This is a genomic window from Devosia sp. FKR38 (assembly GCF_005222805.1).
In the GTDB taxonomy this organism is placed as follows: domain Bacteria; phylum Pseudomonadota; class Alphaproteobacteria; order Rhizobiales; family Devosiaceae; genus Devosia.
Map to the genome: position 1 here is coordinate 915,701 of NZ_STGC01000005.1, position 22,122 is coordinate 937,822.

Annotated in this window: 21 protein-coding genes and 1 tRNA gene; 13 read left to right on the top strand and 9 right to left on the bottom strand. The window is 64.7% G+C overall.

What is annotated here, in order from left to right:
- Window positions 1-28: 28 nt before the first annotated feature.
- Window positions 29-886 (bottom strand): type II CAAX endopeptidase family protein, encoded by an 858-nt coding sequence (locus tag E8M79_RS09465; protein ID WP_171015803.1) that lies wholly within the window; start codon window positions 884-886, stop codon window positions 29-31.
- Window positions 887-920: 34 nt separating this feature from the next.
- A complete protein-coding gene (locus E8M79_RS09470; protein WP_137151675.1) occupies window positions 921-1,511 on the bottom strand; it encodes an NAD(P)H-dependent oxidoreductase in 591 nt (196 codons plus the stop codon).
- Between the two features lie 292 nt (window positions 1,512-1,803).
- Between E8M79_RS09470 and E8M79_RS18715 the strand changes: the two genes are divergently transcribed.
- The 3 genes from E8M79_RS18715 to E8M79_RS09485 all read left to right on the top strand — a co-directional run bounded on the left by E8M79_RS18715 (window position 1,804) and on the right by E8M79_RS09485 (window position 3,202).
- Window positions 1,804-1,911 (top strand): hypothetical protein, encoded by a 108-nt coding sequence (locus E8M79_RS18715; RefSeq protein ID WP_349236040.1) that lies wholly within the window; start codon window positions 1,804-1,806, stop codon window positions 1,909-1,911.
- 169 nt (window positions 1,912-2,080) lie between these two features.
- A tRNA-Pro gene (locus E8M79_RS09480) sits at window positions 2,081-2,157 on the top strand.
- Window positions 2,158-2,224: 67 nt separating this feature from the next.
- Window positions 2,225-3,202, top strand: a complete 978-nt coding sequence (locus E8M79_RS09485; RefSeq protein WP_248305052.1) for a phosphotransferase — start codon at window positions 2,225-2,227, stop codon at window positions 3,200-3,202.
- On the opposite strand, the gene E8M79_RS09490 is transcribed toward E8M79_RS09485, so the two are convergent.
- The 4 genes from E8M79_RS09490 to E8M79_RS09505 form a co-directional block, all read right to left on the bottom strand.
- The gene (locus E8M79_RS09490; RefSeq protein ID WP_137151677.1) at window positions 3,199-4,482 is read right to left on the bottom strand and encodes an O-antigen ligase family protein; all 1,284 of its coding nucleotides are present in this window, start codon (window positions 4,480-4,482) and stop codon (window positions 3,199-3,201) included. The genes E8M79_RS09485 and E8M79_RS09490 overlap by 4 nt on opposite strands.
- Entirely contained in the window at window positions 4,479-6,002 is a 1,524-nt protein-coding gene (locus E8M79_RS09495) for an undecaprenyl-phosphate glucose phosphotransferase (RefSeq protein WP_137151678.1), read from the bottom strand. Before E8M79_RS09495 ends, E8M79_RS09490 begins: the two co-directional genes overlap by 4 nt.
- A gap of 69 nt (window positions 6,003-6,071) precedes the next feature.
- Entirely contained in the window at window positions 6,072-7,205 is a 1,134-nt protein-coding gene (locus tag E8M79_RS09500; RefSeq protein ID WP_137151679.1) for a glycosyltransferase family 4 protein, read from the bottom strand.
- 11 nt (window positions 7,206-7,216) lie between these two features.
- The gene (locus E8M79_RS09505) at window positions 7,217-7,768 is read right to left on the bottom strand and encodes a polysaccharide biosynthesis/export family protein (RefSeq protein WP_137151680.1); all 552 of its coding nucleotides are present in this window, start codon (window positions 7,766-7,768) and stop codon (window positions 7,217-7,219) included.
- Between the two features lie 155 nt (window positions 7,769-7,923).
- Between E8M79_RS09505 and E8M79_RS09510 the strand changes: the two genes are divergently transcribed.
- Both E8M79_RS09510 and E8M79_RS09515 read left to right on the top strand, forming a co-directional pair.
- Window positions 7,924-10,293, top strand: a complete 2,370-nt coding sequence (locus E8M79_RS09510) for a GumC family protein (protein ID WP_137151681.1) — start codon at window positions 7,924-7,926, stop codon at window positions 10,291-10,293.
- Window positions 10,294-10,300: 7 nt separating this feature from the next.
- Window positions 10,301-11,341 carry a polysaccharide deacetylase family protein gene (locus E8M79_RS09515; protein WP_171015804.1) on the top strand — a complete coding sequence of 347 codons (1,041 nt, stop codon included), beginning with the start codon at window positions 10,301-10,303 and terminating at the stop codon, window positions 11,339-11,341.
- On the opposite strand, the gene E8M79_RS09520 is transcribed toward E8M79_RS09515, so the two are convergent.
- Together E8M79_RS09520 and E8M79_RS09525 are read right to left on the bottom strand one after the other, a co-directional pair.
- Window positions 11,338-11,631 (bottom strand): hypothetical protein, encoded by a 294-nt coding sequence (locus E8M79_RS09520; RefSeq protein ID WP_137151683.1) that lies wholly within the window; start codon window positions 11,629-11,631, stop codon window positions 11,338-11,340. The genes E8M79_RS09515 and E8M79_RS09520 overlap by 4 nt on opposite strands.
- Window positions 11,624-11,842, bottom strand: coding sequence for a DUF2842 domain-containing protein (locus tag E8M79_RS09525; protein ID WP_171015805.1), 219 nt, complete (start codon window positions 11,840-11,842; stop codon window positions 11,624-11,626). The genes E8M79_RS09520 and E8M79_RS09525 overlap by 8 nt, the downstream gene beginning before the upstream one ends.
- A 78-nt stretch (window positions 11,843-11,920) precedes the next feature.
- Between E8M79_RS09525 and E8M79_RS09530 the strand changes: the two genes are divergently transcribed.
- From E8M79_RS09530 to E8M79_RS09550, 5 genes are all read left to right on the top strand, one after another.
- The gene (locus tag E8M79_RS09530) at window positions 11,921-12,994 is read left to right on the top strand and encodes a COX15/CtaA family protein (protein WP_248304955.1); all 1,074 of its coding nucleotides are present in this window, start codon (window positions 11,921-11,923) and stop codon (window positions 12,992-12,994) included.
- Window positions 12,995-13,163: 169 nt separating this feature from the next.
- Window positions 13,164-13,628 carry a 50S ribosomal protein L13 gene (rplM, locus tag E8M79_RS09535; protein ID WP_137151685.1) on the top strand — a complete coding sequence of 155 codons (465 nt, stop codon included), beginning with the start codon at window positions 13,164-13,166 and terminating at the stop codon, window positions 13,626-13,628.
- A gap of 1 nt (window position 13,629) precedes the next feature.
- Window positions 13,630-14,115 (top strand): 30S ribosomal protein S9, encoded by a 486-nt coding sequence (rpsI, locus tag E8M79_RS09540; RefSeq protein ID WP_137151686.1) that lies wholly within the window; start codon window positions 13,630-13,632, stop codon window positions 14,113-14,115.
- Window positions 14,116-14,190: 75 nt separating this feature from the next.
- Complete coding sequence (locus E8M79_RS09545; RefSeq protein WP_137151687.1) at window positions 14,191-14,871, top strand: SdpI family protein; 681 nt, start codon at window positions 14,191-14,193, stop codon at window positions 14,869-14,871.
- A 171-nt stretch (window positions 14,872-15,042) separates the two neighbouring features.
- Complete coding sequence (locus E8M79_RS09550) at window positions 15,043-16,413, top strand: dicarboxylate/amino acid:cation symporter (RefSeq protein ID WP_137151688.1); 1,371 nt, start codon at window positions 15,043-15,045, stop codon at window positions 16,411-16,413.
- Window positions 16,414-16,518: 105 nt separating this feature from the next.
- Here E8M79_RS09550 and E8M79_RS09555 read toward each other — a convergent pair whose 3' ends face one another.
- On the bottom strand, window positions 16,519-17,835 hold the full coding sequence (locus E8M79_RS09555) for a glycosyltransferase (protein WP_137151689.1): 1,317 nt from the start codon (window positions 17,833-17,835) through the stop codon (window positions 16,519-16,521).
- Window positions 17,836-18,253: 418 nt separating this feature from the next.
- Between E8M79_RS09555 and E8M79_RS09560 the strand changes: the two genes are divergently transcribed.
- From E8M79_RS09560 to glpX, 3 genes are all read left to right on the top strand, one after another.
- Entirely contained in the window at window positions 18,254-19,465 is a 1,212-nt protein-coding gene (locus E8M79_RS09560; RefSeq protein WP_137151690.1) for an LL-diaminopimelate aminotransferase, read from the top strand.
- Between the two features lie 295 nt (window positions 19,466-19,760).
- Window positions 19,761-21,101, top strand: coding sequence for a homoserine dehydrogenase (locus E8M79_RS09565; protein WP_248305053.1), 1,341 nt, complete (start codon window positions 19,761-19,763; stop codon window positions 21,099-21,101).
- Window positions 21,102-21,134: 33 nt separating this feature from the next.
- Complete coding sequence (gene glpX / locus E8M79_RS09570; protein WP_137151692.1) at window positions 21,135-22,121, top strand: class II fructose-bisphosphatase; 987 nt, start codon at window positions 21,135-21,137, stop codon at window positions 22,119-22,121.
- The last annotated feature ends 1 nt before the right edge of the window (window position 22,122 follow it).

A 22,122-nucleotide genomic window follows, 5' to 3' on the forward strand; every position in this document is an offset into this window, starting at 1 on the left:
GTGCCCGCAGACGGGCAGGGCAACGGCATCACGTTGGCGATGCGGACGCGGCGAAGTCGCTCCGGCGCCAGACCAGAAGGCCGATGGCGACGACCCAAAAGCAGCCGGCCCCGATCGCGGCAGCGGCCACGCCCGTCGCGCCGTCGGCAAAGCCCGAAGGCAGCAACATGGCAGACGCCGTAATGGTCAGGTGATAAAGGACCGCAAGGAGCAGGTTGCCGCCGGTCCGGTTCCACAGCCAGGCCATGATGATGGCATGCGCGGTCAGGACAATGGGACCATTGAGCAAGAAGGCCGCGATGAACCAGTCGCCATAGGCCTTGAGCGCAATATAGTCGGCCGGAAGATGCCACAGCCCCCAGATCGCGCCGATCACCAGCGCGGCGGGGACAGTGCCCAGTCGGGACTGCAGCCGCGGGAGCAGAAAGCCGCGCCAGCCGATCTCCTCGCCCAGGGCGGCCATCAGCGGCCAGATCGCCAGGACGGCCAGGAGGGGGCCGATGTCATTGAGCCGGTTACCGCCGATGGTCATGGCCTGAAGCGCAGCGATCACCAGTGTGACGGTCGGCACAGTCAGCAGGGCGAAACCATACCAGACGGGCTGCACGCGCCAGCGCACCAGGGGTGCCAGCAACCGGGCGATGCCGGACCGGCCCCCCAGCGCCCAGGCGACCGCAATGGCCGCCAGGGAAGGGGCCAATCCGCCAAGGATGGCTGAGACGAGGAAGAACGGCGACAGCGCGAGGCCGCCTGGCGGCATGGCGACAACCCAATAGCCCCAGAGCAGCCATGCCCACAGGAAAGTACCGGCGAGAAACGCCGTGACCGGTGCCCGCGCCGCCCATGCGAGCATGCCGGACCTGTGGTCGAGCGCTGATTTGGCCATTTGTGCAAATCCCCGGATCAGCGGCCGCAAAGCTTTATGACGCTTGCGGCGGCGCCGCCTTGGGCACGCTGCCGCGAACGCGGTCGAGGTAGTGTTGCCGCTCCTCTGGTGTCGTGTCCTTGATCCGGTCCAGCCGCATGACCTTGACCGGCTTGACGCCGCAGAACTGCAGCGTGGCATATTTGACCGTGCCCAGATCGCTGTTGCGATAGGCGATGAAGGTCCACAGTCGCGGCGCGTCCGATGTGGTGATGACCTGGGCCGAGCGGCCGGTCAGCAGCCCATCCCACATTGGATCGTCCTGGTGGTAGCGATAGGCAAAGCCGGAGTAGAGCGCGCGATCAAAAAAGCCCTTGAGCAGGGACGGAACCGAGCCCCACCAGATGGGATAGATGATCACCCAGTGATCACACCAGGTGATGTTCTGCTGGGCCGTCACCAGATCGGGCTCAAGGTCCTGGACGGTCTTGTAGCCATGCCAGAGGATCGGGTCGAACGCCATGTCGCCAAGGTTCTGCCGGCGCACCTCATGCCCGGCCTGTTTGGCCTGCGCCTCATAGGCATCGGCCAGGGCGCCGTTGAAGCTGGCGGTGTCCGGGTGTCCCAACAGCAGGTAGATGCGCATCTGGTTGTCCAAGCTCCTGGCGGTGCGGATGCAGGAGCCTAGCACCGCCGGACAATGGCGGGTTGACGCAGGTCAATCGCCACCATTTCCGTCGTGCGCAGGGCCGATCCCGCGCCCGGGGCGCATGTGGCACGGCCGGGCCTATTGCAGCAGAAACAGCACGGCGCGCGTCACCTGACATTCGACCGTCTGGCGATTGGGGCGATCGCCGTGGGGCGCGGGGACGTGCGCCAGATGGGCGACACGGACCTGGCGCGGGCCGCCGGGTCTGTGCTCGCGCGATGACTTTCGGATGTTCAGGGTCGATCGGATCGAGGGCCTCTCCAGCACAGGCGCCAGTTTTCGCCCGCGGGGCGCCAGCCTCCTGCGGGAATACTTGGAAAGGCTCAGCGCGCTATAGCGCCAGTGATCGGCGCGCGTACGGCAGTATTGGCGTTATGCAGGGTGGGACAGCCGGTGGGACCTGACACCCCATTCCCAGCGGCCTCAGCCGAAATCGCAGTTTGTTCTGGTTTGACCAAAATTCAGGGTTGCGCGAAATCCCGGGCTTCTCTATGTCTCCGCGCAGTCGGGGCGTAGCGCAGCCTGGTAGCGCATTTGTCTGGGGGACAAAGGGTCGTGGGTTCGAATCCCGCCGCTCCGACCATTCATCCAAAACCTGCTGAACTGCTGGCCGGGGGCGATTGCCTTCGGGCTGGCTGGACTATGCCGTGATGCTGCTGAGCGCCCAAGATATCGCCGCTGCGCTTGCGCTCTGGCCCGAACTGACCGGCGGCACCGCCGAACTGGTCAATCACTCGGAAAACCACACCTTCCGCATCGATACCCCCGGCGGCCGGCGCTATAGCCTGCGCGTGCATCGGCGCGGTTATCAGTCCGTGCCGGCCATCGTCAGCGAACTCAACTGGCTGACGGCGCTGGCCCGCGACACCGATCTGCCGGTGGCCCAGCCGATCCCCGGGTACGATGGCGCGCTGCTGCAGACCTTTGCGACGCCCGATGGCGGCGAACGCCTCGCCGTGCTGTTCCCCTTCTTGCCGGGCAGCGAGCCTGATGGGGCAGGGCGGCTCGATGATCTCTTTTTGACGCTGGGGCGCTATGCGGCACTGCTGCATGGTCACGCGCGGGCCTGGACGCGCCCGGCCGGCTTCGAACGCCCAACCTGGCAGGCGCAGTCGATTCTGGCGCCCGACGGGCTCTGGGGCGACTGGCGGCTTTCGCCCGATGTGGATGCCCAGAGCCGTGTCGTGCTCGAATCGCTCTCGACAGTCCTGACCGGACGGCTCGCGGCCTATGGCACGGGAGCTGACCGCTTCGGGCTGATCCATGCCGACATGCGGCTGGGTAATCTGCTGGTCGATGGCGATCACGTCACGCTGATCGATTTTGACGACTGCGGCTTCTGCTGGTTCGCCTATGACTTTGCCGCCGCCATCTCCTTCCATGAGACGCGCGCGGACATGCCGGCGCTGCGGGCGGCCTGGTGCGCGGGCTATGCCAGCGTGCCCGGCGCGGTGCCGCCTCCCGCCGAGGTGCTGGACGCCATGGTCATGCTGCGGCGCATGGCACTCCTGGCCTGGATCGCTTCGCATGGCGAGACGGCGCTGGCCCAGACCCATCGCCCCGGCTTTGCCGCGGGCACGCTGGATCTGGCGCAGCGCTTTTTGCGCGGCCGCATCTGGCCGGACTAGATCAGCAGTTTTGGCGCAGAATTGGGGACGCGCGGCGCCATGTTGATGGCGCTGGCGATGCCCCAGATCAACCCGACGATCAGGAAATAATGCCGCCAGTGATCGGTGTCGATAATGGCCGATTCCCCCACCAGCATGGTGAACGTCGCCATCAGCGGGATCATGATTAGCCGGTATCGCGTCGGCTTGAACAGCGCCTTTGTGCCGCGCCACAGCGTCAGGATCACCAGCAGATAATACATCGCCCCGCCGCCCCAGCCATAGACGTGCAGCACCGAGACATAGACATTGTGCGGCTCCTCGATGACGCGCAAATTGCGGAACTCATGCGGCCCGATGCCCAGCGGATTGTCTAGTGCCAGCTCGAAGGCATAGCCCTGGCGCCCAAAGCGGCCAGTGTCGCCCGTGTCATAGTTCTGGCTGGCGGCCCGCACTTCGAACAGGTTCGCCACCGCGGGAATGCTGAGCAGCCCCGCAATGGCCGCCATCAGCATGCCGGCGCCCAAGAGCGACATGATCATGATGCGCACCTTGTCGCGCGCCTGCGATTCCAGCCAGAAGCACAGCGCCAGAACTATGCCTGACGACAGGGCGAAATGCCCCCAGGCGGCGCGCGAGAAGCTGACGAAAACGCCGACGAACAGCGCCATATAGATCAGCCCGGCGATGATCTGCACCCTGCCGCGGCCGAGCAGGATGCGCTGCAGCGCGAACATGGCCGGCAGGATCAGGAACGGCCCGAACACATTGGGATCGTTGAAGGCGGCGCGGGCGCGGCCATAGATGACGAACACGTCGCCCCCCGGCATCAGACGCAGATAGGCCAGGGTGCCAACCACGGCGCTGAGCACGGCCACGGCGGTATAGGCATTCATCACCAGCCGCATGCGCCGCTCGGTGGCCTCGGCGACATAATTGGCGATGAAATAGCTCGTCAGCATCAAAAAGACGGTGACGACGGAAAAGATCAGCGCATCGCTGATTGCGGTGAATTTGACCTGGAAACAGGCGATCAGCGCAAAGGGGATGAAGGCGATCATGATGGCCAACAGGCCATAGGTCGAGCGGTAGATGCCCATGCCGGCGACAAAGGCCAGCGGCAGCACGGCCATGAACACCAGCTCATAGGGGGCCGGTTCGACGAACACCATGCCGCCGCTGAAGATCCAGAGGCCCACCATGAAATCGAGCAGGCGCATCGCGCGGTCGCGCACGACGGCAAGGCCGAGCCCTGGGGGCCCGGCCATCACCCGGTCATCGATGCGCCCTGCATCGGTCAATAGGCATTCTCGTTCTTGGACAGCAGCGACACCGGCGTCATCAGCACGATGTAGAGGTCGAACAGGATTGACCAGTGCTCGATGTAATAGAGATCGTGGTTCACGCGCTGCATGATCTTGTCGATGGTGTCGGTCTCGCCGCGCCAGCCATTGATCTGGGCCCAGCCGGTCATGCCCGGGCGCACGCGGTGGCGGGCGAAATAGCCTTCGACAGCGTCGTAATAGAGCTTGTTGTCGGCCTTGGCCTGCAGCGCATGCGGGCGGGGGCCCACGATGGACAGCTCGCCCTTGAGCACGTTGAACAGCTGCGGCAGCTCGTCGATCGAGGTCTTGCGGATGAACTTGCCCACGCGGGTGACGCGCGGATCATCCTTGGTCACCAGCTTGGCCGCCGTGGCGTCGGCCATGTCGGTGCGCATGGAGCGGAACTTGTAGATCTTGATCAGCTCATTGTTAAAGCCGTGCCGGTTCTGGCGGAAGAACACCGGGCCCTTGCTCTCGAGCTTGATGGCAATGGCGGTGACCAGCATGACCGGGCTCAGCAGCACCAGCGCCACAATGGCGACGATCTTGTCGAACACCCATTTGAAGACGCGGTTCCAGTCCGAAATCGGCCGGTCGGCCATGTCGAACACGGCCAGGTCCCCGACATAGGAATAGGCGCGGTTGGTGAACTTGAGCTTGCTCATATGGGCGGAAAGACGGATGTCGACCGGCAGCACCCAGAGCTGGGTCAGCATGTCGAGCACGCGCTTTTCGGCCGACAGCGGCATGGAGACAATGACCAGGTCCACCGGCGTGCGGCGGGCGAACTCGATCAGATCGGCCACCTTGCCCAGCTTGGGATAGCCCGCCACGCTTTCCGGCGAGCGCGCATCATAGCGGTCATCAAACAGGCCGAGCAGGGTGATGTCATTGCTGGCGCTAGTGCGCACCTGCTCGATCAGGGTCTCGGCATCCTTGCCGCCGCCCACGATCACGGTGCGGCGGCGCAGGCGGCCGAGCTGGGTCCAGCGGTTGACCAGGCCGCGCAGCGCCAAGCGATAGGCCACCAGCAGCACGGCGCCACCGACGGCCCAGCTGGCCAGCCAGACACGCGAGAACAGATCGCCGGCCTTGAAGAAGAAGATGCTGACGGCCAGCAGCGTCATCACCAGTAGCCAGGCCACGAGCACGCGGCCGACCTGGCTGAACACCGTGCGATAGGCCGTGATGCGATGGGTGCGGCCGGCGTTGAACAGCACATTGGCCAACAGGCACGAGGCCAGGATCACCGGCACATAAAAGGTCGGATGGCCCAGCTCGACATAGAACTCATAGATGCCATAGCCGAGGGCCGCCAGCAGCAAGGCTTCCACGACCTGGGCAATGCCCACCACCACGGCGCCCGAGACAGTGGTTTCCACAGGGGTGGCAATGATGGCCTCGGCTTCCGGCGACAGCGCGCGGCCGGAGTCGCCGGCGGCCGTCTGCTTGGAAACATGGTCGAGAACGGCTTGCTTGGGATCGACGCGAAACATGCAACACAACCGGTACAATACGTTGGCCCGTATTGTCCGTCCAAGGCGTTTAAACTCAGTGAAGGGGCGTTAGCGTGATGTCTGCATCAGCGACAGATAAAGCGCCTCGATATCGCCGGCCATGCGCTCGAGCGAGAAATGCGCCTGCACATGCGCCAGCCGCTCCACCATCTCGGCCTGGGCACGTGCCGGATCGTCCAAAGTCGCCTGCATGGCGGCCCGCAGCGCCGCGGCATCGCCGGCCGGCACCAGACTGGCGGCCGTGCTGCCGAAAATCTCGGGAATGCCGCCCACGCGGGTGGAGATCACCGGCAATTGCGCAGCGGCGGACTCCAGCACGATATAGGGCAGGGATTCGGCCAGTGAAGGCACCACGGCAACGCGCCCCCGGGCAAAGCCCTGCCGCGCCGGCTGGGCATGCAGCATTTCGACCTGGTTGGCGAGGCCGAGCGCAGCGATCTGGGCCACCAGAGCGTCGTGCCGGTCGCCATCGCCGACCATCACCAGCCGCGCCGGCGTGCCATCGGGGCGGGTGACCCCGACCAGGGCATCGATCAGCACATGCACGCCCTTGAGTTCGCGCAATTCGCCGACGAAGACGAAATCGGCCGCATCCGGCGCGGGCGGCACGGGGATGAACTCACTGGCACCCAGCCCGTTGTGGATCACGGCCGTGGGGCAGTTGGGTTCGCCAATCAGCGCCGCATAGGTGGCCTTGGCATAGGCGCTTTCAAAGACGATGGCGCCGGTCTGTGCCATCAGCCAACGCTCGAGCACATGAAAGATGCGGCCCGAGGTCGAGGATTTGGCGAAATGCAGCACGCCACCATGCGGGGTATAGACAGCCACTGCCTTGCCGCCGCCCAGTCGGGCCAGCCGCGCATAGAAGCCGCCCTTGGCGCCATGGCCGTGCAACACGTCGATATTGAGTTTCTGGGCCAGTCGGCGCACGCCAAAGGGCGTGGTCAGATCGCCGGCGCCCAGCACACGCGGCATGGCAAAGCTATGCACGCCCAGCTTGGCATAAGGCGTCAGGCCCTTGAGCAGCGTCTCGGTCTGGGAATCATTGGCGAGACTATCGACGACGAGGCCAATCTCATGCCCCTGGGCATCGAGCCAGCGGGTGAGGTCGGCCACATGGCGGAACAACCCGCCCACGGGCGCCCGCATGACCTGCAGGATACGCAGCTTGCGCGGGGCCATCGTCGTCTCCGTCAGAACCAGCGTTCGCCCACCACGATGGTGTCGCCGGGGGCAATGGGGAAGTCCAGGTTCACCGACTGGCGCACCATGCGGCCGGCCTGGCGGCGATAGACCTGCGCGCCGCCCTTGTCGGCCGTCTCGGTATAGCCGCCGGCAGCACTGATCGCCGCCCGTATCGTCATGCCATAGCCATATTGGAACTGGCCGGCGTTCTTGATCTCGCCCTGGATGAAGAAGGGACGATATTCGGCCACCTCAACGGCAACGTCGGGGTTGCGCATATAGCCATTGGCCAGGGCCGCAGCGATATTGCCGGCAGCCTGCTTGGTGGTCGCGCCGCGCACCTGCACTGGGCCGACCAGCGGGAAGGCGACGGCGCCGCTATCGTCAATGCGATAGGTGTCGGTCAGTTCCGCATCGCCATAGACGGTCACCTTCACCGTGTCGCCGGTGTCGAGCTGATAGGGCGGGGCCACATCGATGGCGCGGGAAACTGGACGCGGCGTCGCGCAGGCCGTCAGCGGCAGCACAAGGGCAAGCGTAATGAGGGTGAGCCAGCGCATGGGACGACCGTGGTGTTTTTGCTGCCCGCACTGTTGCCCGTTTGTGGTTAACAAACCCCTTCCTGCACCCCCGAAATATTGCCGGATGCAAGGCGCTTAACGGTTTGCTTACCACGCCAAGACCATAAAGGAGCCCAAGTTTCAGGGGGTTCGCTATGACCTATGAGTCGCCGGCGGTGCGCGATGCGCGCATAGATGTGTCGGCCGTGTTGGGCGCCGTGATTGCGCGCCTGCCGCGGATCATCATCGTGACGCTGGTGCTGCTTGCCCTGGCCTTTGTGGCCATGATGTTCCTGCCAAGGCTCTATGAATCCTCAGCCTCGATCCTCGTGGAGTCGCGCAGCAACGTCTATACTCGTGCCGCCAACGAGCAGGCGCCCACCAGCAATGGCAATGAGACAGGCGTCGTCTCCAGCCAGATCGAGCTGATCAAGTCGCGCGACACCCTGCTCAAGGTTATTGACCAGCTCGATCTGCGTTCGGTGCCCGAGTTCAATGGTTCGGGCGGCGGCGGCTTTTCGCCCATCGCCATGATTTCGAGTTTGTTGGGTCGCAAGGCGACGCCGGTGAGCATCGACGAGACCGTGCTCGACAATCTGCTGGGCCGCATGACGGTGATCCAGGAGCGCGACTCGCGCATCATCTCGGTGCTGGTGCGTTCGCAGGATCCGCAGCTGGCCGCCGACATCGCCAATGCCGTGGCCTATGCCCATGTGACCCGCCGCGCCCAGCTGTCGATCTCCGACACCGCCGAAGCCTCGGGCTGGCTGCTCGACGAAATCGGTCGCCTGCGCGTTTCGGTCAAGGAAGCCGAGACCGCCGTTGCCAATTACAAGGTCAGCAATGACCTGTTCACCGGTCCCAACAACACCAGCCTGGTCGACCAGCAGCTGTCCACCATCGCCGGACAGATCAATGCCGCCCAGGAGCGCCGCAACCAGGCCGCCTCGCGCGCCGCACTGATCCGCGGCATGCTCGATCGCGGCCAGTCCATCGAGGGCGTCTCCGATGTCCGCGATTCTGCCGTCATCCAGAACCTGAGCGAAGAAAAGGCCCGTCTGCGCTCGGAAAAGGCGCAGAAGGCCGCAACACTGCTGCCCAGCCACCCCACCATGCGCGCCATCACCGCGCAGATCGAAGAACTCGACGCCCAGATATCAGCCGAAGGGCGGCGCGTCGCCGATGCGCTGGAAGCCGAAGCCCAGATCGAGGGCGATCTGCAGGCCTCGCTCGAGGCAGATCTGACCCGCACCAAGACCTCGGCCTCGACGGCCACCCAGGACGGCGTGACGCTCGACGGGCTGCAGCGCGAGGCCAAGGCCCAGCGCGACCTGCTCGAAGCCTATCTGCTGCGCTACAACGAAGCCTTCTCCAAGACCGAAACCAATTCAGCACTGCCCGACGTGCGTGTGGTCAGCGAAGCTGCGCCCTCGGTCGTGCCGGCCTCGCCCAAGACGCAGATGATCCTGCTGGCCGTTGGCATTGTTGCCCTGGCGGGCCAGATCGGCCTGATCGTCTTCAGCGAACTGATCTCCGGCCGCGCCATCGTCCCGGCCGCCGAGCCGCAGCGCAATCTCGACGAGCTGGATGCTCAGCCCTTCTCGGAAGCCGAGCTGGAGCCCGAACAGCGCTGGGAAGAACCGGCGGTCGCAGAGGCTGCGTCCGAGGCGCTGTCCGAGCCGGTGGCGGAGACAGCCTATCTCGCGCCTGTGGTGGCGCCCGAGGTGACCTTGCCGCCTGAGTCGGACGCCGCTGTCGCGCTGGAGCAAGACCCGATCATGGCCGTTGCTGACGATCAGCTAGAAAGCGCCTCCGAGGCCAAGGCCACCATCAAGGCGCTGGTCAGTGAACTTGCTCGCCCGGTCAACGTGCAGGACGCGACGCCGGTGGCCGCCATGCAGCGCCCCGAGCCTTCTGTCGCCGCCCCTCCGCGCCGTCCGGTGGAACCGGCCGCGCCCGTGTCGAAGCCGCGCCTTGCCGGGCTGATCTCCAAGGACGACCTGGCGTCTGACCTCATGCTGGGCCGTACCCATCTGGTGGTGCTGGCCGCGCACAATGCCAATGCCGATTGTGAGGCGCTGGCCGAGCAGCTGGTGGGCGACGCCCTGGGCCGTGGCCTTAGCGTGGCACTGGTCGATGCCGGCAGCGCCCGGCCGAGCGCCGAACTGGGCTTGACGGACCTCAGCACCGATGCCGCCAGCTTTGGCGATGTGGTGCATAAGTCGGCCGACAACAGCTTTGCCGAGATTCCCTGGGGCAGGGGGCGCGCCATTGCCCGCCACTCCTCCAAGCCCTTCACGCTGATTGAAGCGCTGGGCGACATCTATGAAGTGGTCGTGCTCAAGACTGGCAAGGTGGGGCTCGCCTCGACGCTCCCGCTGTTCCAGGGGCTCGATGGCCGCGTCGTGCTGATCGCCGGGCCCAAGGACGACCTGCAGGACGTCAGCGACACACGCGAGCAGCTCTATGACGCCGGCTTTGCGGCCGTCGAAATCGCCGCGCTCGACTCGCGCGTCGCGGCCTGATCCGGCCATGTCGGTAAAATATGCCGTCATCCGGGCCATGTTCGAGGCCCTCTGGCTGTCCCGCCTGCCGGGGCTGCTGCGGGCGCTGTCGTCGTCGCGTGGCGTGATCTTTACGCTGCACCGCGTGCTGCCGGAGGCACCGGCCGAGTTCTCGCCCAATGCGATCCTCCAGGTGCGGCCGGATTTTCTGGCCTATGTCATCGAGCGCATGGGGGAACTCGATATCGACATCGTCAGCCTCGACGAGGCCATCGAGCGCCTGGCGGCGCCCAAGCGCGGGCGGCCCTTCGTGGTGCTGACCTTTGACGATGCCTATAAGGACAATCTGGTCTATGCGCTGCCCATCCTGCGCGAGCATCAGGCGCCGTTCACCCTCTATGTGCCCACCGCCTATATTGATGGGGTGGGGGAGCTGTGGTGGCAGGCCATCGAGGACATCATTGCCCGCCAGCAGGCCATCGGCATCGAAAGCGGTGGCGACACCGACTATGTCGACACCCGCACGCTGCGCGAGAAGCACGAGGCCTTCAACCAGCTCTATTGGCAGATGCGCAGCATGCCCGAGCCGGACCGTATTGTGCTGCTGCACAGCTTTGCCGCCGCCTATGGCTATGATATCGGCCAGCAGTGCCGCAGCCTGATCATGGACTGGAGTGAGCTCGCCACCTTCGCCCGTGAGCCGCTCTGCACCATCGGCGCGCATACGGTGCATCACTATGAACTGGCCAAGCTCCCGCTCGATCAGGCCCGCAGCGAGATCGAGCAGTCGGCCGACATCCTGCTTGCCCAGTTCGGCAAGCGGCCGCAGCATCTGTCCTATCCACTGGGTGGGCCGCTGTCGGCCGGGGAACGCGAATTCGGCCTGGCGCAGGAGCTCGGCTTTGCCTCAGCGGTGACCACACGCCCGGGCGGGCTCTATCCGCACCACAGCGAATCCCTGCATGCCCTGCCGCGCGTCTCGCTCAACGGCTACTTTCAGTCGCGCCGCTATGTCGATGTTTTCTCAAGCGGAGCGATCTTTACGCTCATGGGCCGTTTCACCGGCTAGCTGCGGCCGAGAACGCTGGTGGCGATGAAGATGGCATAGGCGACGCCTCCGGCCAGGGCCAGGCCATTGGCCCAGTGTGGCGGCAGCGGCGTGATGCGCGCCATGGCCAGAGCCGCCAGGGCAAGCAGCAGCCAGCACAGGCTGTGGAGCCAGCGCAGCACCCACCAGCGCAGGCCGACAGCGCCGCCGCTGGTATCGACCACCACATAAATGGCCGCGATCACCAGGGCCAGCACCGCCAGCACGGACCAGGGCACGCCCCACAGGCGCTCGGCAAACAACCTAGTCACGACGGGGCTCGTCGGGCCGCGCCATCCAGCGGATGATGCGCATGGCCGGATAGAGCCAGCCCATGCCGGCGACGATGAAATAGGGCATCAGCACCCAGATCGGCAGGCCCGGCGGAAACGCCAGATAGACCGAGGTGAAGATCGAGAGCCAGGCGACGATGGACCCCAGGATGAGGAACACGCCGATCAACTTGCGGTTACGCTGAGTCATGTGCGGCATCGCGGCTATTGCGGGACAGGGAGTTGCGGCATACCACTCCGGCTCGCCCTCCGACACCGGGAAAATGCCGTGACCACCGTTCACAATGCCGCACTGAGCCAGACCCAATATGCCAGCGACCGGCTGCGCCCGGTGCGCATCTGGCTCTATGCCATGGCCGCTTTCGTGCTGGTGATGGTGGTGGTGGGCGGCATTACACGGCTGACGGAGTCTGGCCTCTCGATCACCAGCTGGAAGCCGATCTCCGGCATTATCCCGCCGCTGAACGACGCCGATTGGGCCGCCGAATTCGACGCCTATAAGCAGATCCCGCAATACCAGGTGAACAACAGCTGGATGAGCGTGGATGACTTCAAGGTCATCTTCTTCTGGGAATATATCCATCGCCTGCTCGGGCGCCTCTTGGGCGTGGTGTTCATCGTGCCGTTCCTGGTGTTCCTGGCGCAGAAGCGCTTCACGCCGCGCCTGGCCATGCCGCTGTTCGGCCTGTTCCTGCTGGGCGGCTTCCAGGGCCTTCTGGGCTGGTGGATGGTCTCCTCGGGTCTGAGCGAACTGACCTCGGTGTCGCAATATCGCCTGGCTGCGCATTTGACGGCGGCCTCGCTGCTGTTCATCGCGCTGGTCTATGTGCCGCGCTCGCTTGAGCCGGGCCGGGTGAGTGATCCGGCGGCGGGCAACAATATCGGCTGGGCCGGGCTGCTGCTGGCGCTGATCGTGCTGCAGATTGCGGCGGGGGCCTTTGTCGCCGGCCTCGACGCCGGCATGGGCTACAACACCTGGCCGCTGATGGATGGCGCGCTGGTGCCCGAGGGTCTGGGCGTGATGCAGCCCTGGTGGAAGAACCTGTTCGAAAATGCCCTGACGGTGCAGTTCATTCATCGCACCATTGCCTATGTCATTGTCGCCTATGTTGCCGTGATGCTGTGGCAGCAGCGCAGCGCCGGCGGCTATTCGGGCGTGCACGGCTGGCTGCCGCGGCTGGCCATTCTGGTGCTGCTGCAGGCGGTGCTGGGCATTGGCACGCTGCTGATGCACGTGCCGATCTCCCTGGCGGTCGGCCACCAGGCGCTGGCCTTCATGCTGGCAGGCGTCACTGTGGCCTATCTGGCCGACCTGCGCCGCGCCGCTCGCATCGGTGGCTGAGGAGGGGCTCAAGTTGCGGTAGTATAATACCGTATCTGTAACACCTTGATTTTGTTGGTGAAAATCTATCCTCTTGACGGGGCGGGGATTCCCCCCTACACGAGCCGCCGAACACGCCGTTTTCGCCTGTGCGAAGGCTGGCAACCCCAAGAATCTAGGGAATTCAAGCATGAGCACTTACTCGGCAAAACCGAGCGAGATCGAAAAGAAGTGGATCCTGATCGACGCCGAAGGCCTCGTCGTGGGTCGCGTGGCTTCGATCATCGCTTCGCGTCTGCGCGGCAAGCATAAGCCGACCTTCACCCCCCACATGGACATGGGCGACAACATCGTTGTCATCAATGCCGACAAGGTGAAGCTGACCGGCCGCAAGCTGGACCAGCACAAGTTCTACTGGCACACCGGTTTCCCCGGCGGCATCAAGGACCGTTCGGCCCGCGAAATCCTGGAAGGCCGTTTCCCCGAGCGCGTGCTCGAGAACGCCGTGCGTCGCATGATGCCGGGCGGCCCGCTGACCCGCGCCCAGCTCAAGAACCTCCGCGTCTACCCCGGCGCTGAGCATCCCCATGAAGCGCAGAACCCCGCCAAGCTGGACGTGGCTGCGATGAACACCAAGAATGCGCGGGTGAAGTAATATGGCCGAAACCATCAACTCCCTCGAAGATCTGGGCACCTCCACTGCCGCTTCGGCCGTGGTCAACACCGCGCCCGTTCACGTGCAGAAGCTTGACGCCCAGGGCCGCGCCTATGCCACCGGCAAGCGCAAGAACGCGGTTGCCCGCGTCTGGATCAAGCCTGGCAAGGGCAAGCTGACCATCAATGGTCGCGAGTTCGCCACCTATTTCGCCCGTCCCGTTCTGCAGCTGATCGTCAAGCAGCCGATCGTGGCAACCGACCGCACTGACCAGTACGACGTCGTCGTCACGGTCGCTGGCGGCGGTCTCAGCGGCCAGGCCGGTGCTGTTCGTCACGGCATCTCCAAGGCGCTGAACTATTTCGAGCCGGCCCTGCGCCCGGTTCTCAAGAAGGGTGGTTTCCTCACCCGCGACAGCCGCGTCGTCGAACGCAAGAAGTACGGCAAGGCGAAGGCCCGTCGTTCGTTCCAGTTCTCCAAGCGCTAAGCTGGCAGACCAAATTATGCAAAGGGCCGGGAAACCGGCCCTTTTCTTTGGCAGTTTCTTTTCGCAGCGGGCGCAATGCCCCCTCGCATTGTTGTCCAGGCACCCTATCTAGCCAGCATGCAGAACCTGGTCACCCGCTTCCACATGCTCCTGTTCTCGGTGACCATCGCCATCACCGCTGTGGCGCTGCTGCGCGTGCCCGCCGATTTCGTCTATCCCGCCCATTGGACCGGCAGCGCCATCGACTGGTCCTGGTCGCGCAATGCAGCGCTGGCTGTGGGGCCGGTGCTGGAGCTGCTGCTGATGGCGCTGTTCTTCGGCATCGGCCGGGCGCTGACCCGCAACCACTATGCCAAAAGCCAGCATATCCTTGATCCGGCGCTGAGCGCCGTGCTGGCCCTGGTCGCCGCCTGCCAGATGGGCCTGCTGCTCACTGGCGTCGGTTCGGACGTCGATCTCATCCGCATCATCGGCTTTGGCTTTGGCGCGGCGCTGCTGCCGCTGGCCCTGGTGATCTTCGAAGCCGAACGCCACACCTATGCCGGCCTGCGCGCGCCCTGGCCAATCGCCTCCGATCGGGCCTGGCGCTGGGTGCATCGTCTCACCGGCATAGCCTTCGGGCTTGGCGGCGTGGGCGTCCTGGCGCTGGCCTGGATCGATTCTGGCCCGGGCCCATTGGTCCTGGCTTTCGCGGCATCATTGTCCCTGCCGGTGATCATTGGCGGACTCGCCACGCTGGCGCTGCGCCGCACCTGACTCAACAGGATCGCCATTGCCCGGAAACCCTTGGCGTCGATACGAATTTCCGCTTGGGGCTGTGGATACGGAAAACGGTTCGCAGCAGATTGTGCGGAATGGGCGTAAGGTCTGCCTAATTGCGATGCACATCGCCTAATTGTTGTGCGCGCTCTATTCATGCAGGTCATTATGTCTCCAACATCCGTTTCCGCTCGGGCGCCGCGTGCCCCCAAGCCGCTCTATCGCCAGTTCGGCGCACAGGTCCTCGTCGCCATGGTCATTGGCCTGGCGCTGGGCTATGTCGCCCGCCAGATGGGCCCCGACGCAGCCGGCAATGCCAATTGGCTGGTCCAGACCCTGGCCACCATTGGCTCAACCTTTGTGTCCCTGTTGCGCGCGCTGGTGCCGGTCCTGGTCTTCACCGCCATCGTCGCCTCGATCGCCAATCTGCGCGAGCTCAATAACGCCGCCAAGCTGGTCTGGCAGACCCTGCTGTGGTTCGCCATCACCGCGCTGATCGCCGTTTTCATCGGCATTGCGCTTGGCCTGATCATCCAGCCGGGCCTCAACACTGCCGTCGCCGCCGAAGCCGCCAAGGCGCCGGCCTCGAGCGGTTCCTGGCTCGATTTCCTCAAGGGCCTGATCCCCTCCAACATCCTGGGCCTGCAGGCCTCCACACGCGTTAGCGATAGCGGCGCGACCACGAGCCTGAACTTCAACGTGCTGCAGATCCTGGTGGTGTCCATCGTGGTCGGCATTGCTGCCCTCAAGGTGGGCGCTGCGGCCGATCCCTTCCTGGCGTTCAACCGCTCCTTCCTCAAGATCGTCCACAAGATCCTGTGGTGGGTGATCCGCCTGACCCCGATCGGCACCATTGGCCTGTTGGGCAATGCAGTGGCCGTCTATGGCTGGGACGCGCTGGCGCAACTGGGGTGGTACTCGGCGGCCATCTATACTGGTCTCGCCCTGGTGCTGCTGGTGGTCTATCCGGTGCTGCTGCAGGCGCATGGCCTCAATCCGCTCCGCTTCTTCCAGAGCGCCTGGCCGGCAATCCAGCTCGCCTTCGTGTCGCGCTCTTCGATTGGAACGCTCCCGGTGACCGAGCGCATCACCGAGCAGAATCTGGGCGTGCCGCGTGAATATGCCGCCTTTGCCGTGCCGCTCGGCGCCACCACCAAGATGGATGGCTGCGCCGCGATCTATCCGGCGATCTCGGCTATCTTCGTGGCCCAGTTCTTCGGCATCCAGCTTGGCATCCAGGAATATCTGCTGATCGTGTTCGTCTCGGTTATCGGCTCTGCGGCAACCGCCGGCCTGACCGGCGCCACTGTCATGCTGACACTGACCCTGTCCACGCTCGGCCTGCCGCTCGAAGGCGTCGGCCTGCTGCTGGCGGTCGACCCGATCCTCGATATGGGCCGGACCGCGGTGAACGTCGCCGGCCAGGCGCTCGTGCCGACCATCGTCGCCAAGCGCCAGGGCATTCTCGACGAGGCGACCTATGCGCGCGGCGAGAGCATTGAAGCGCTGGACGTCGCCGACGCCGTTCCGGCCCAGTAAGGGCAGGGCCCATCGCAGAAGAACAAAGGGGAGGCGCAAGCCTCCCCTTTTTGCAGAGTACCCCGGGCTTAAGCCGCCGAGTGGGTTGATGCGCGATGCGCCGGCTCAGCTGACCTTCTTGAGCACCGACTTGACCTTTTTGGCCTTGGGCACCTTGGCGGCGCGAGGAACGTAGCTCTCCATCACCCGCTCGATCACCTTGATGGCCTTGTCAAACCCATTCTCGGCCTGCAGCTTCTCGGCCACCATCGCCGCATTGCGACGGTATTCGGCATTGGTGGTGAGATCGGCCAGCGCGCCGGCCAGGATTTCCGAGGTCAGCTTGCGCAGGCGCACCGGCTTGGGGCCACAGCCCATCTCATAGACGCGACGGCCCCAATAGGGCTGGTCGACAAACTGCGGCACCACAAAGGTCGGCCGCCCCAGATGCAGGCCCGCCGACGTCGTGCCGGCGCCGCCATGGTGCACCACAGCCGAGACATATTTGAACAGCTTGTCGTGCGGCGCCTTTTCGATGGCGAAGATGGTGTCGGGCAGGTCTTCTGGATTGATGCCGCCCCAGCCGCGCGCCACCACGGCCCGGCCGCCCCACATTTCGACGGCTTCCTTGAGGATCTTGGTGTTGCGCTCGGCGCCAAAGGGCATCGAGCCAAAGCCGATATAGACCGGGGCCTCGCCCTCGGAGAGGAATTTCTGGAACGCCTCGGACGGCTGCCAGTCGGTGCGGTCCTTGAGCGGCCAATAGCCGGTGACAATCGCGCTCTTGGGCCAGTCGCGCGGCCGCGGCGAGACCACCGGCGAATAGGGATAGAGCGTGGTCAGCGATGTGCCGTCGGTATTGCGGAAAAAGCCGCCGTTCTTGCGGGCGTCCAGACCCATCAGCTCGCGGCGCAGCTTGTTGCGCGGCAGGTTGTAATAGATCTGCTGCACCGTCATGGCGGTATAGGTCAGCCGGTTGAAGGCCGGACCCAGATCGGCGCTGTAATAGCTGCACAGCGGAAATTCGCTGGTCGAATTGAGTGGCTGCAAGGCCACCATGATCGCCGGCACCCGCAGCGCCTCGGCAATGTCGATGCCAAAGCTGGTGTTCATATTGAGCAGCAGCATGTCGGCGCCCTGGCACATCTGCCAGGCATGGCGGGCCGCTGTGTCGACGATCTGCTGACCCTGGCGCAAAAGGAACGGGCCATTGATCAGCAGGGACTGGCTCATGGCGTTTTCAAAACGCTGCTGGCGCAGGAAGGCCTGGATGGACGGACCCAGGGTATGGAATTCGATTCCATAGCCCTCGACCATGTCCTGGAACTCTTCGGACGCGCCCAGAATCACGGAATAGCCGCGCTCCTTGAGCGCTACAGCAAGGGCCAGATAGGGTTGAACGTCGCCTTGCGTGCCGATCGTGACAAGGGCAATGCGCTTCAAGTGTGGAACCTCACCATGTGGCCGTCAACGCGCCCAAGGTTGGCGTGGGGCGCGCCATTTACAAGTCCTCGACGAGGAATTATGAACGGCGTTATCTATAGCCGATTTCATTACAAAATACGCTTCTGAAGGGCAAGGGACATGCAGTCTCTGTACACTGTTGCTAAGGTTGGAGCCTCGCTCGCCGCAGGTGCAGTGGTCGCGGCCGTCATGATGGCGGCCGGCGCGAACGCCCGCTAGCTCTTCCCGCATGGCCCCACAGGGCCGGGAAGAGCCGAACACCGCGAGCGCGCCCGAAGCCGGGCACTTTAACCCGATAACAATCATAATTCCGCGATAATCACAGCCCCATCATGGGGTGTGGCGCCCGAGCGCGTCGCGGCCGCTTTCAGGTCCCCAAGGGACCGCCGAGGACATCATGAGCGCAGACTTCCACAAGATCCGCCGTCTCCCCCCCTATGTGTTCGCCCATATCGATCCGCTCAAGGCCAAGGCCCGCGCCGAAGGCGTCGACGTCATCGACCTGGGCATGGGCAATCCGGACATGCCGACGCCGCAGCACATCGTTGAAAAGCTGCAGGAGACCGTCAAGGACGGCCGCACCCACCGCTATTCGACCTCGCGCGGCATTCCCGGCCTGCGCAAGGCCCAGGCCAGCTACTATGGCCGCCGCTTTGGCGTGAAGCTGAACCCCGACACCCAGATCGTGGCGACGCTGGGCTCCAAGGAAGGCTTTGCCAACATGGCTTCGGCCATCACCGCCCCCGGCGACGTCGTGCTGGTGCCCAACCCGACCTATCCCATCCATTCCTTCGGCTTCATCATGAGCGGCGGCGTCGTGCGCTCCATGCCGGCCGATCCCAATGAAGATTTCATGCGCTCGCTCGACCGGGCGGTGCGCCACTCGATCCCCAAGCCGATCGCCCTGGTGCTGAACTACCCGGCCAATCCGACGGCCTATACCGCTGACCTCGACTTCTACACCGAAGTGGTCAAGTACTGCCGCGAGCACGAGATTTTCATCCTCTCGGACCTGGCCTATTCCGAGATCTATTTCGACATCGACCCGCCGCCGTCCGTGCTGCAGGTGCCGGGCGCCATCGACATTGCGGTGGAATTCACCTCCATGTCCAAGACCTATTCCATGCCCGGCTGGCGCGTCGGCTTTGCCGTCGGCAATGAGCGCCTGATCGCCGCCCTGGCGCGGGTGAAGTCCTATCTCGACTATGGTGCCTTCACCCCCATCCAGGTGGCCGCAACCGCCGCGCTCAACGGCTCGGACGATGTGGTCGATGAAGTGCGCAAGGTCTACAAGGCCCGCCGCGACGTGATGGTTGAGAGCTTTGCCCGCTCCGGCTGGGATATTCCGGTGCCGCAGGCCACCATGTTTGCCTGGGCGCCCATTCCGCCGCAGTTTGCCCATCTCGGCTCGCTGGAATTCGCCAAGCTGCTCATCAAGGAGACCGGCGTCGGCGTGGCCCCCGGCGTGGGCTTTGGCGAATATGGCGACCAGTATATCCGCCTCGCCTTCGTCGAGAACGAGCAGCGCATCCGCCAGGCAGCGCGCAATATCAAGAAGCTGCTCGGCAGCAAGACCGGCACCGGCAATGTCGTGCCGCTCGCCGGCTGATTGACCCGATCTCCCTCTCCCCGTTTGCGGGGAGGGGGCTGCTTTGCGCGCTCCAGGTGCGGCATCGCCAGCCCGACACCAAACTCCTATTGACGGCTAGGCACTTTCCTATGCAGATGGCGTCACCATGAGTGATATCCAGTCTTTCCGCCAAGCCGTCGAAACCTTCATTGCCGCACGCGGCTGGACGCCGACCCGCTTTGGCCGCACCGTTGCGGGCGATCCGCTGTTCGTGTTCGACCTGCGGGAAGGGCGCGAACCGCGCTCGGAAACCCGCACCCGTATTCTCAAGGCCATGCAGGATTTCGGCGACGGCGAAAGCCTGCCGCCGCTGCGCATTGGCGTGGCCGGGCTGGGCAATGTCGGCGCGACCCTGGTGCGCATCCTGCAAAAGGACAGCGCCGAGCTCACCAAAAAACTCGGCCGCCAGCTGGTGGTCACCGCTGTCGCTGCGCGCTCCCGCTCGCGCGACCGTGGCATCGACAATACGGGTCTCGACTGGTTCGACGATCCGGTGGCGCTGGCCAAGTCGGACGGCATTGATCTGTTCGTCGAGCTGATCGGCGGCGAAGACGGCCCGGCCTATGCCGCCGTCAAGGCCGCCCTCGAAATCGGCCGCCCGGTCGTCACCGCCAACAAGGCGCTGCTGGCCAAGCATGGCGTCGCCCTGGCGCGCCTGGCCGAAGACTCCGGCGCGCAGCTCGGCTTTGAAGCTGCCGTTGCCGGCGGCATTCCGGTGATCAAGACGCTGCGCGAGGGCCTGGGTTCGGCCCGCATCGCCAAGGTCTTTGGCATCATGAACGGCACCTGCAACTATATCCTCACCCGCATGGGCAATGAGGACATCTCCTTTGCCGATTGCCTGAAAGACGCGCAGTCGCTCGGCTATGCCGAAGCCGACCCGACCTTTGACGTCGAGGGCTATGACACCGCGCACAAGCTCTCGATCCTGGCCACGCTCTGCTTTGGCTATGAAATCGCCCCCGACAAGATCCGCGTCGAAGGCATTTCGCGCATCACCCAGCACGATATCCGCGTCGCCGCGGACCTGGGCTACAAGATCAAGCTGCTCGGCATTGCCCAGCGCACCGAAGACGGCATCGAGCAGCGCGTGCACCCCACCTTCGTGCCCAAGGGCAGCGCCATTGCTGGCGTCGATGGCGTGATGAACGCCGTGGCGCTTGAAACCGACCATGTCCATGAGCTGCTGCTGGCTGGTCCCGGCGCCGGTGGCCCGCCGACGGCCTCCTCGGTGCTCTCCGACATTCTCGACATCGCCCGTGGCACCCGCGTGCCGCCGCTGGGCGTGCCCAGCGAGGAACTTCTGCCCTATCGCGAGGCGCCGATGCGCGCCCATGACGGCGGCTATTACATTCGCCTCAGCGCCAAGGACGTGCCCGGCGCCCTGGCAGCCATTGCCACCCGCATGGGCGAGCGCGGCATCTCCATCGATTCTGTCATCCAGCGGTCGGACTTGAGTGCTAAGGCGGTCGCGGCCGATGGCTCGCCGACGCGCACAGTTGTGATGATCACTCAACAGACTTTGGAATCGGCTGTACGTGAATCACTTGCGCAGATCGCCGCCGACGGGTTTATCGTCGGTGAACCGCAATTGATCCGGATCGAGAAGCTCTGACCGCTCGGGGCCCGTCGCGCCCCGGGAGGACAGATGAAACTCAGCAAGACCGAGCGCCAGTCAAAGCCCGCCAATCTGCATCGCAGCCTGACGCTGGAACTGGTGCGCGTCACCGAGCGCGCGGCTGTGGCCGCTGCCGCCTGGCGCGGCAAGGGTGACGAAAAGGCCGCCGATGACGCGGCTGTGCTGGCCATGAAGGAAGAGCTCGACCAGGTTGGCATCTCCGGCCGCATCGTCATCGGCGAGGGCGAGCAGAACGAATGCGACAATCTCTATATCGGCCAGGCCGTCGGCGCCGGCACCGGACCTGAGGTCGACATCGCCGTCGATCCGCTCGAAGGCGTGACGCTCTGCGCCAAGAACCAGCCCGATTCCCTGGTGGTGCTGGCCATGGCCGAGCGCGGCGGCCTGCTCAACGTCGCCCGCAATGTCTATATGCACAAGATCGCCATCGGCGCCGACTATGCCCCAGGCGTCGTGCACATCGATGCCTCGGCAACCGACAATGTCACCGAATTGGCCAAGGCCAAGGGCGTGCCGCTGAGCGAGATCACCGCCATCGTGCTCGATCGTCCGCGCCATGCCGGCCTAATCGAGGAGCTGCGCACCACCGGCGTTGCCGTCAAACTGATCAGCGATGGCGACATTGCTGGCGTGATTCATGCCGTCAACACCGGTGACACCGGCATCGACATCTACCTCGGCTCTGGCGGCGCGCCCGAAGGCGTGCTGGCTGCCGCTGCGCTGCGCTGCATCGGCGGCCAGATGCAGGGCAAGCTGATCCTCGACACGCCCGACAAGCGCCTCCGCGCCAAGGAAATGGGCATCGAGGACCCCAACCGGGTCTATGACGTCACCGAACTGGCGGCGGGCGATGTGCTGGTTGCCGCCACCGGCGTCACCGACGGCTCGCTGCTCGAAGGCGTGCGCATCGGCCGCAATTCGCTGGTGACCAGCACCATCGTCATGCGCTCCTGGAGCCAGACCGTCCGCTGGATCAAGGCGCAGCACGCGCGCTAGG

Bases quoted from the DNA above. Each gene is read 5' to 3' on its own strand.
- E8M79_RS09470 (WP_137151675.1), bottom strand. From the start codon at position 1,511: ATGCGCATCTACCTGCTGTTGGGACACCCGGACACCGCCAGCTTCAAC.
- E8M79_RS18715 (WP_349236040.1), top strand. From the start codon at position 1,804: ATGTTCAGGGTCGATCGGATCGAGGGCCTCTCCAGCACAGGCGCCAGT.
- E8M79_RS09545 (WP_137151687.1), top strand. From the start codon at position 14,191: ATGCCCCCTCGCATTGTTGTCCAGGCACCCTATCTAGCCAGCATGCAG.
- E8M79_RS09510 (WP_137151681.1), top strand. From the start codon at position 7,924: ATGACCTATGAGTCGCCGGCGGTGCGCGATGCGCGCATAGATGTGTCG.
- E8M79_RS09495 (WP_137151678.1), bottom strand. From the start codon at position 6,002: ATGTTTCGCGTCGATCCCAAGCAAGCCGTTCTCGACCATGTTTCCAAG.
- E8M79_RS09505 (WP_137151680.1), bottom strand. From the start codon at position 7,768: ATGCGCTGGCTCACCCTCATTACGCTTGCCCTTGTGCTGCCGCTGACG.
- E8M79_RS09485 (WP_248305052.1), top strand. From the start codon at position 2,225: ATGCTGCTGAGCGCCCAAGATATCGCCGCTGCGCTTGCGCTCTGGCCC.
- rplM (WP_137151685.1), top strand. From the start codon at position 13,164: ATGAGCACTTACTCGGCAAAACCGAGCGAGATCGAAAAGAAGTGGATC.
- E8M79_RS09560 (WP_137151690.1), top strand. From the start codon at position 18,254: ATGAGCGCAGACTTCCACAAGATCCGCCGTCTCCCCCCCTATGTGTTC.
- glpX (WP_137151692.1), top strand. From the start codon at position 21,135: ATGAAACTCAGCAAGACCGAGCGCCAGTCAAAGCCCGCCAATCTGCAT.
- E8M79_RS09500 (WP_137151679.1), bottom strand. From the start codon at position 7,205: ATGGCCCCGCGCAAGCTGCGTATCCTGCAGGTCATGCGGGCGCCCGTG.
- E8M79_RS09525 (WP_171015805.1), bottom strand. From the start codon at position 11,842: ATGACTCAGCGTAACCGCAAGTTGATCGGCGTGTTCCTCATCCTGGGG.
- rpsI (WP_137151686.1), top strand. From the start codon at position 13,630: ATGGCCGAAACCATCAACTCCCTCGAAGATCTGGGCACCTCCACTGCC.
- E8M79_RS09565 (WP_248305053.1), top strand. From the start codon at position 19,761: ATGCAGGATTTCGGCGACGGCGAAAGCCTGCCGCCGCTGCGCATTGGC.
- E8M79_RS09550 (WP_137151688.1), top strand. From the start codon at position 15,043: ATGTCTCCAACATCCGTTTCCGCTCGGGCGCCGCGTGCCCCCAAGCCG.
- E8M79_RS09465 (WP_171015803.1), bottom strand. From the start codon at position 886: ATGGCCAAATCAGCGCTCGACCACAGGTCCGGCATGCTCGCATGGGCG.
- E8M79_RS09515 (WP_171015804.1), top strand. From the start codon at position 10,301: ATGTCGGTAAAATATGCCGTCATCCGGGCCATGTTCGAGGCCCTCTGG.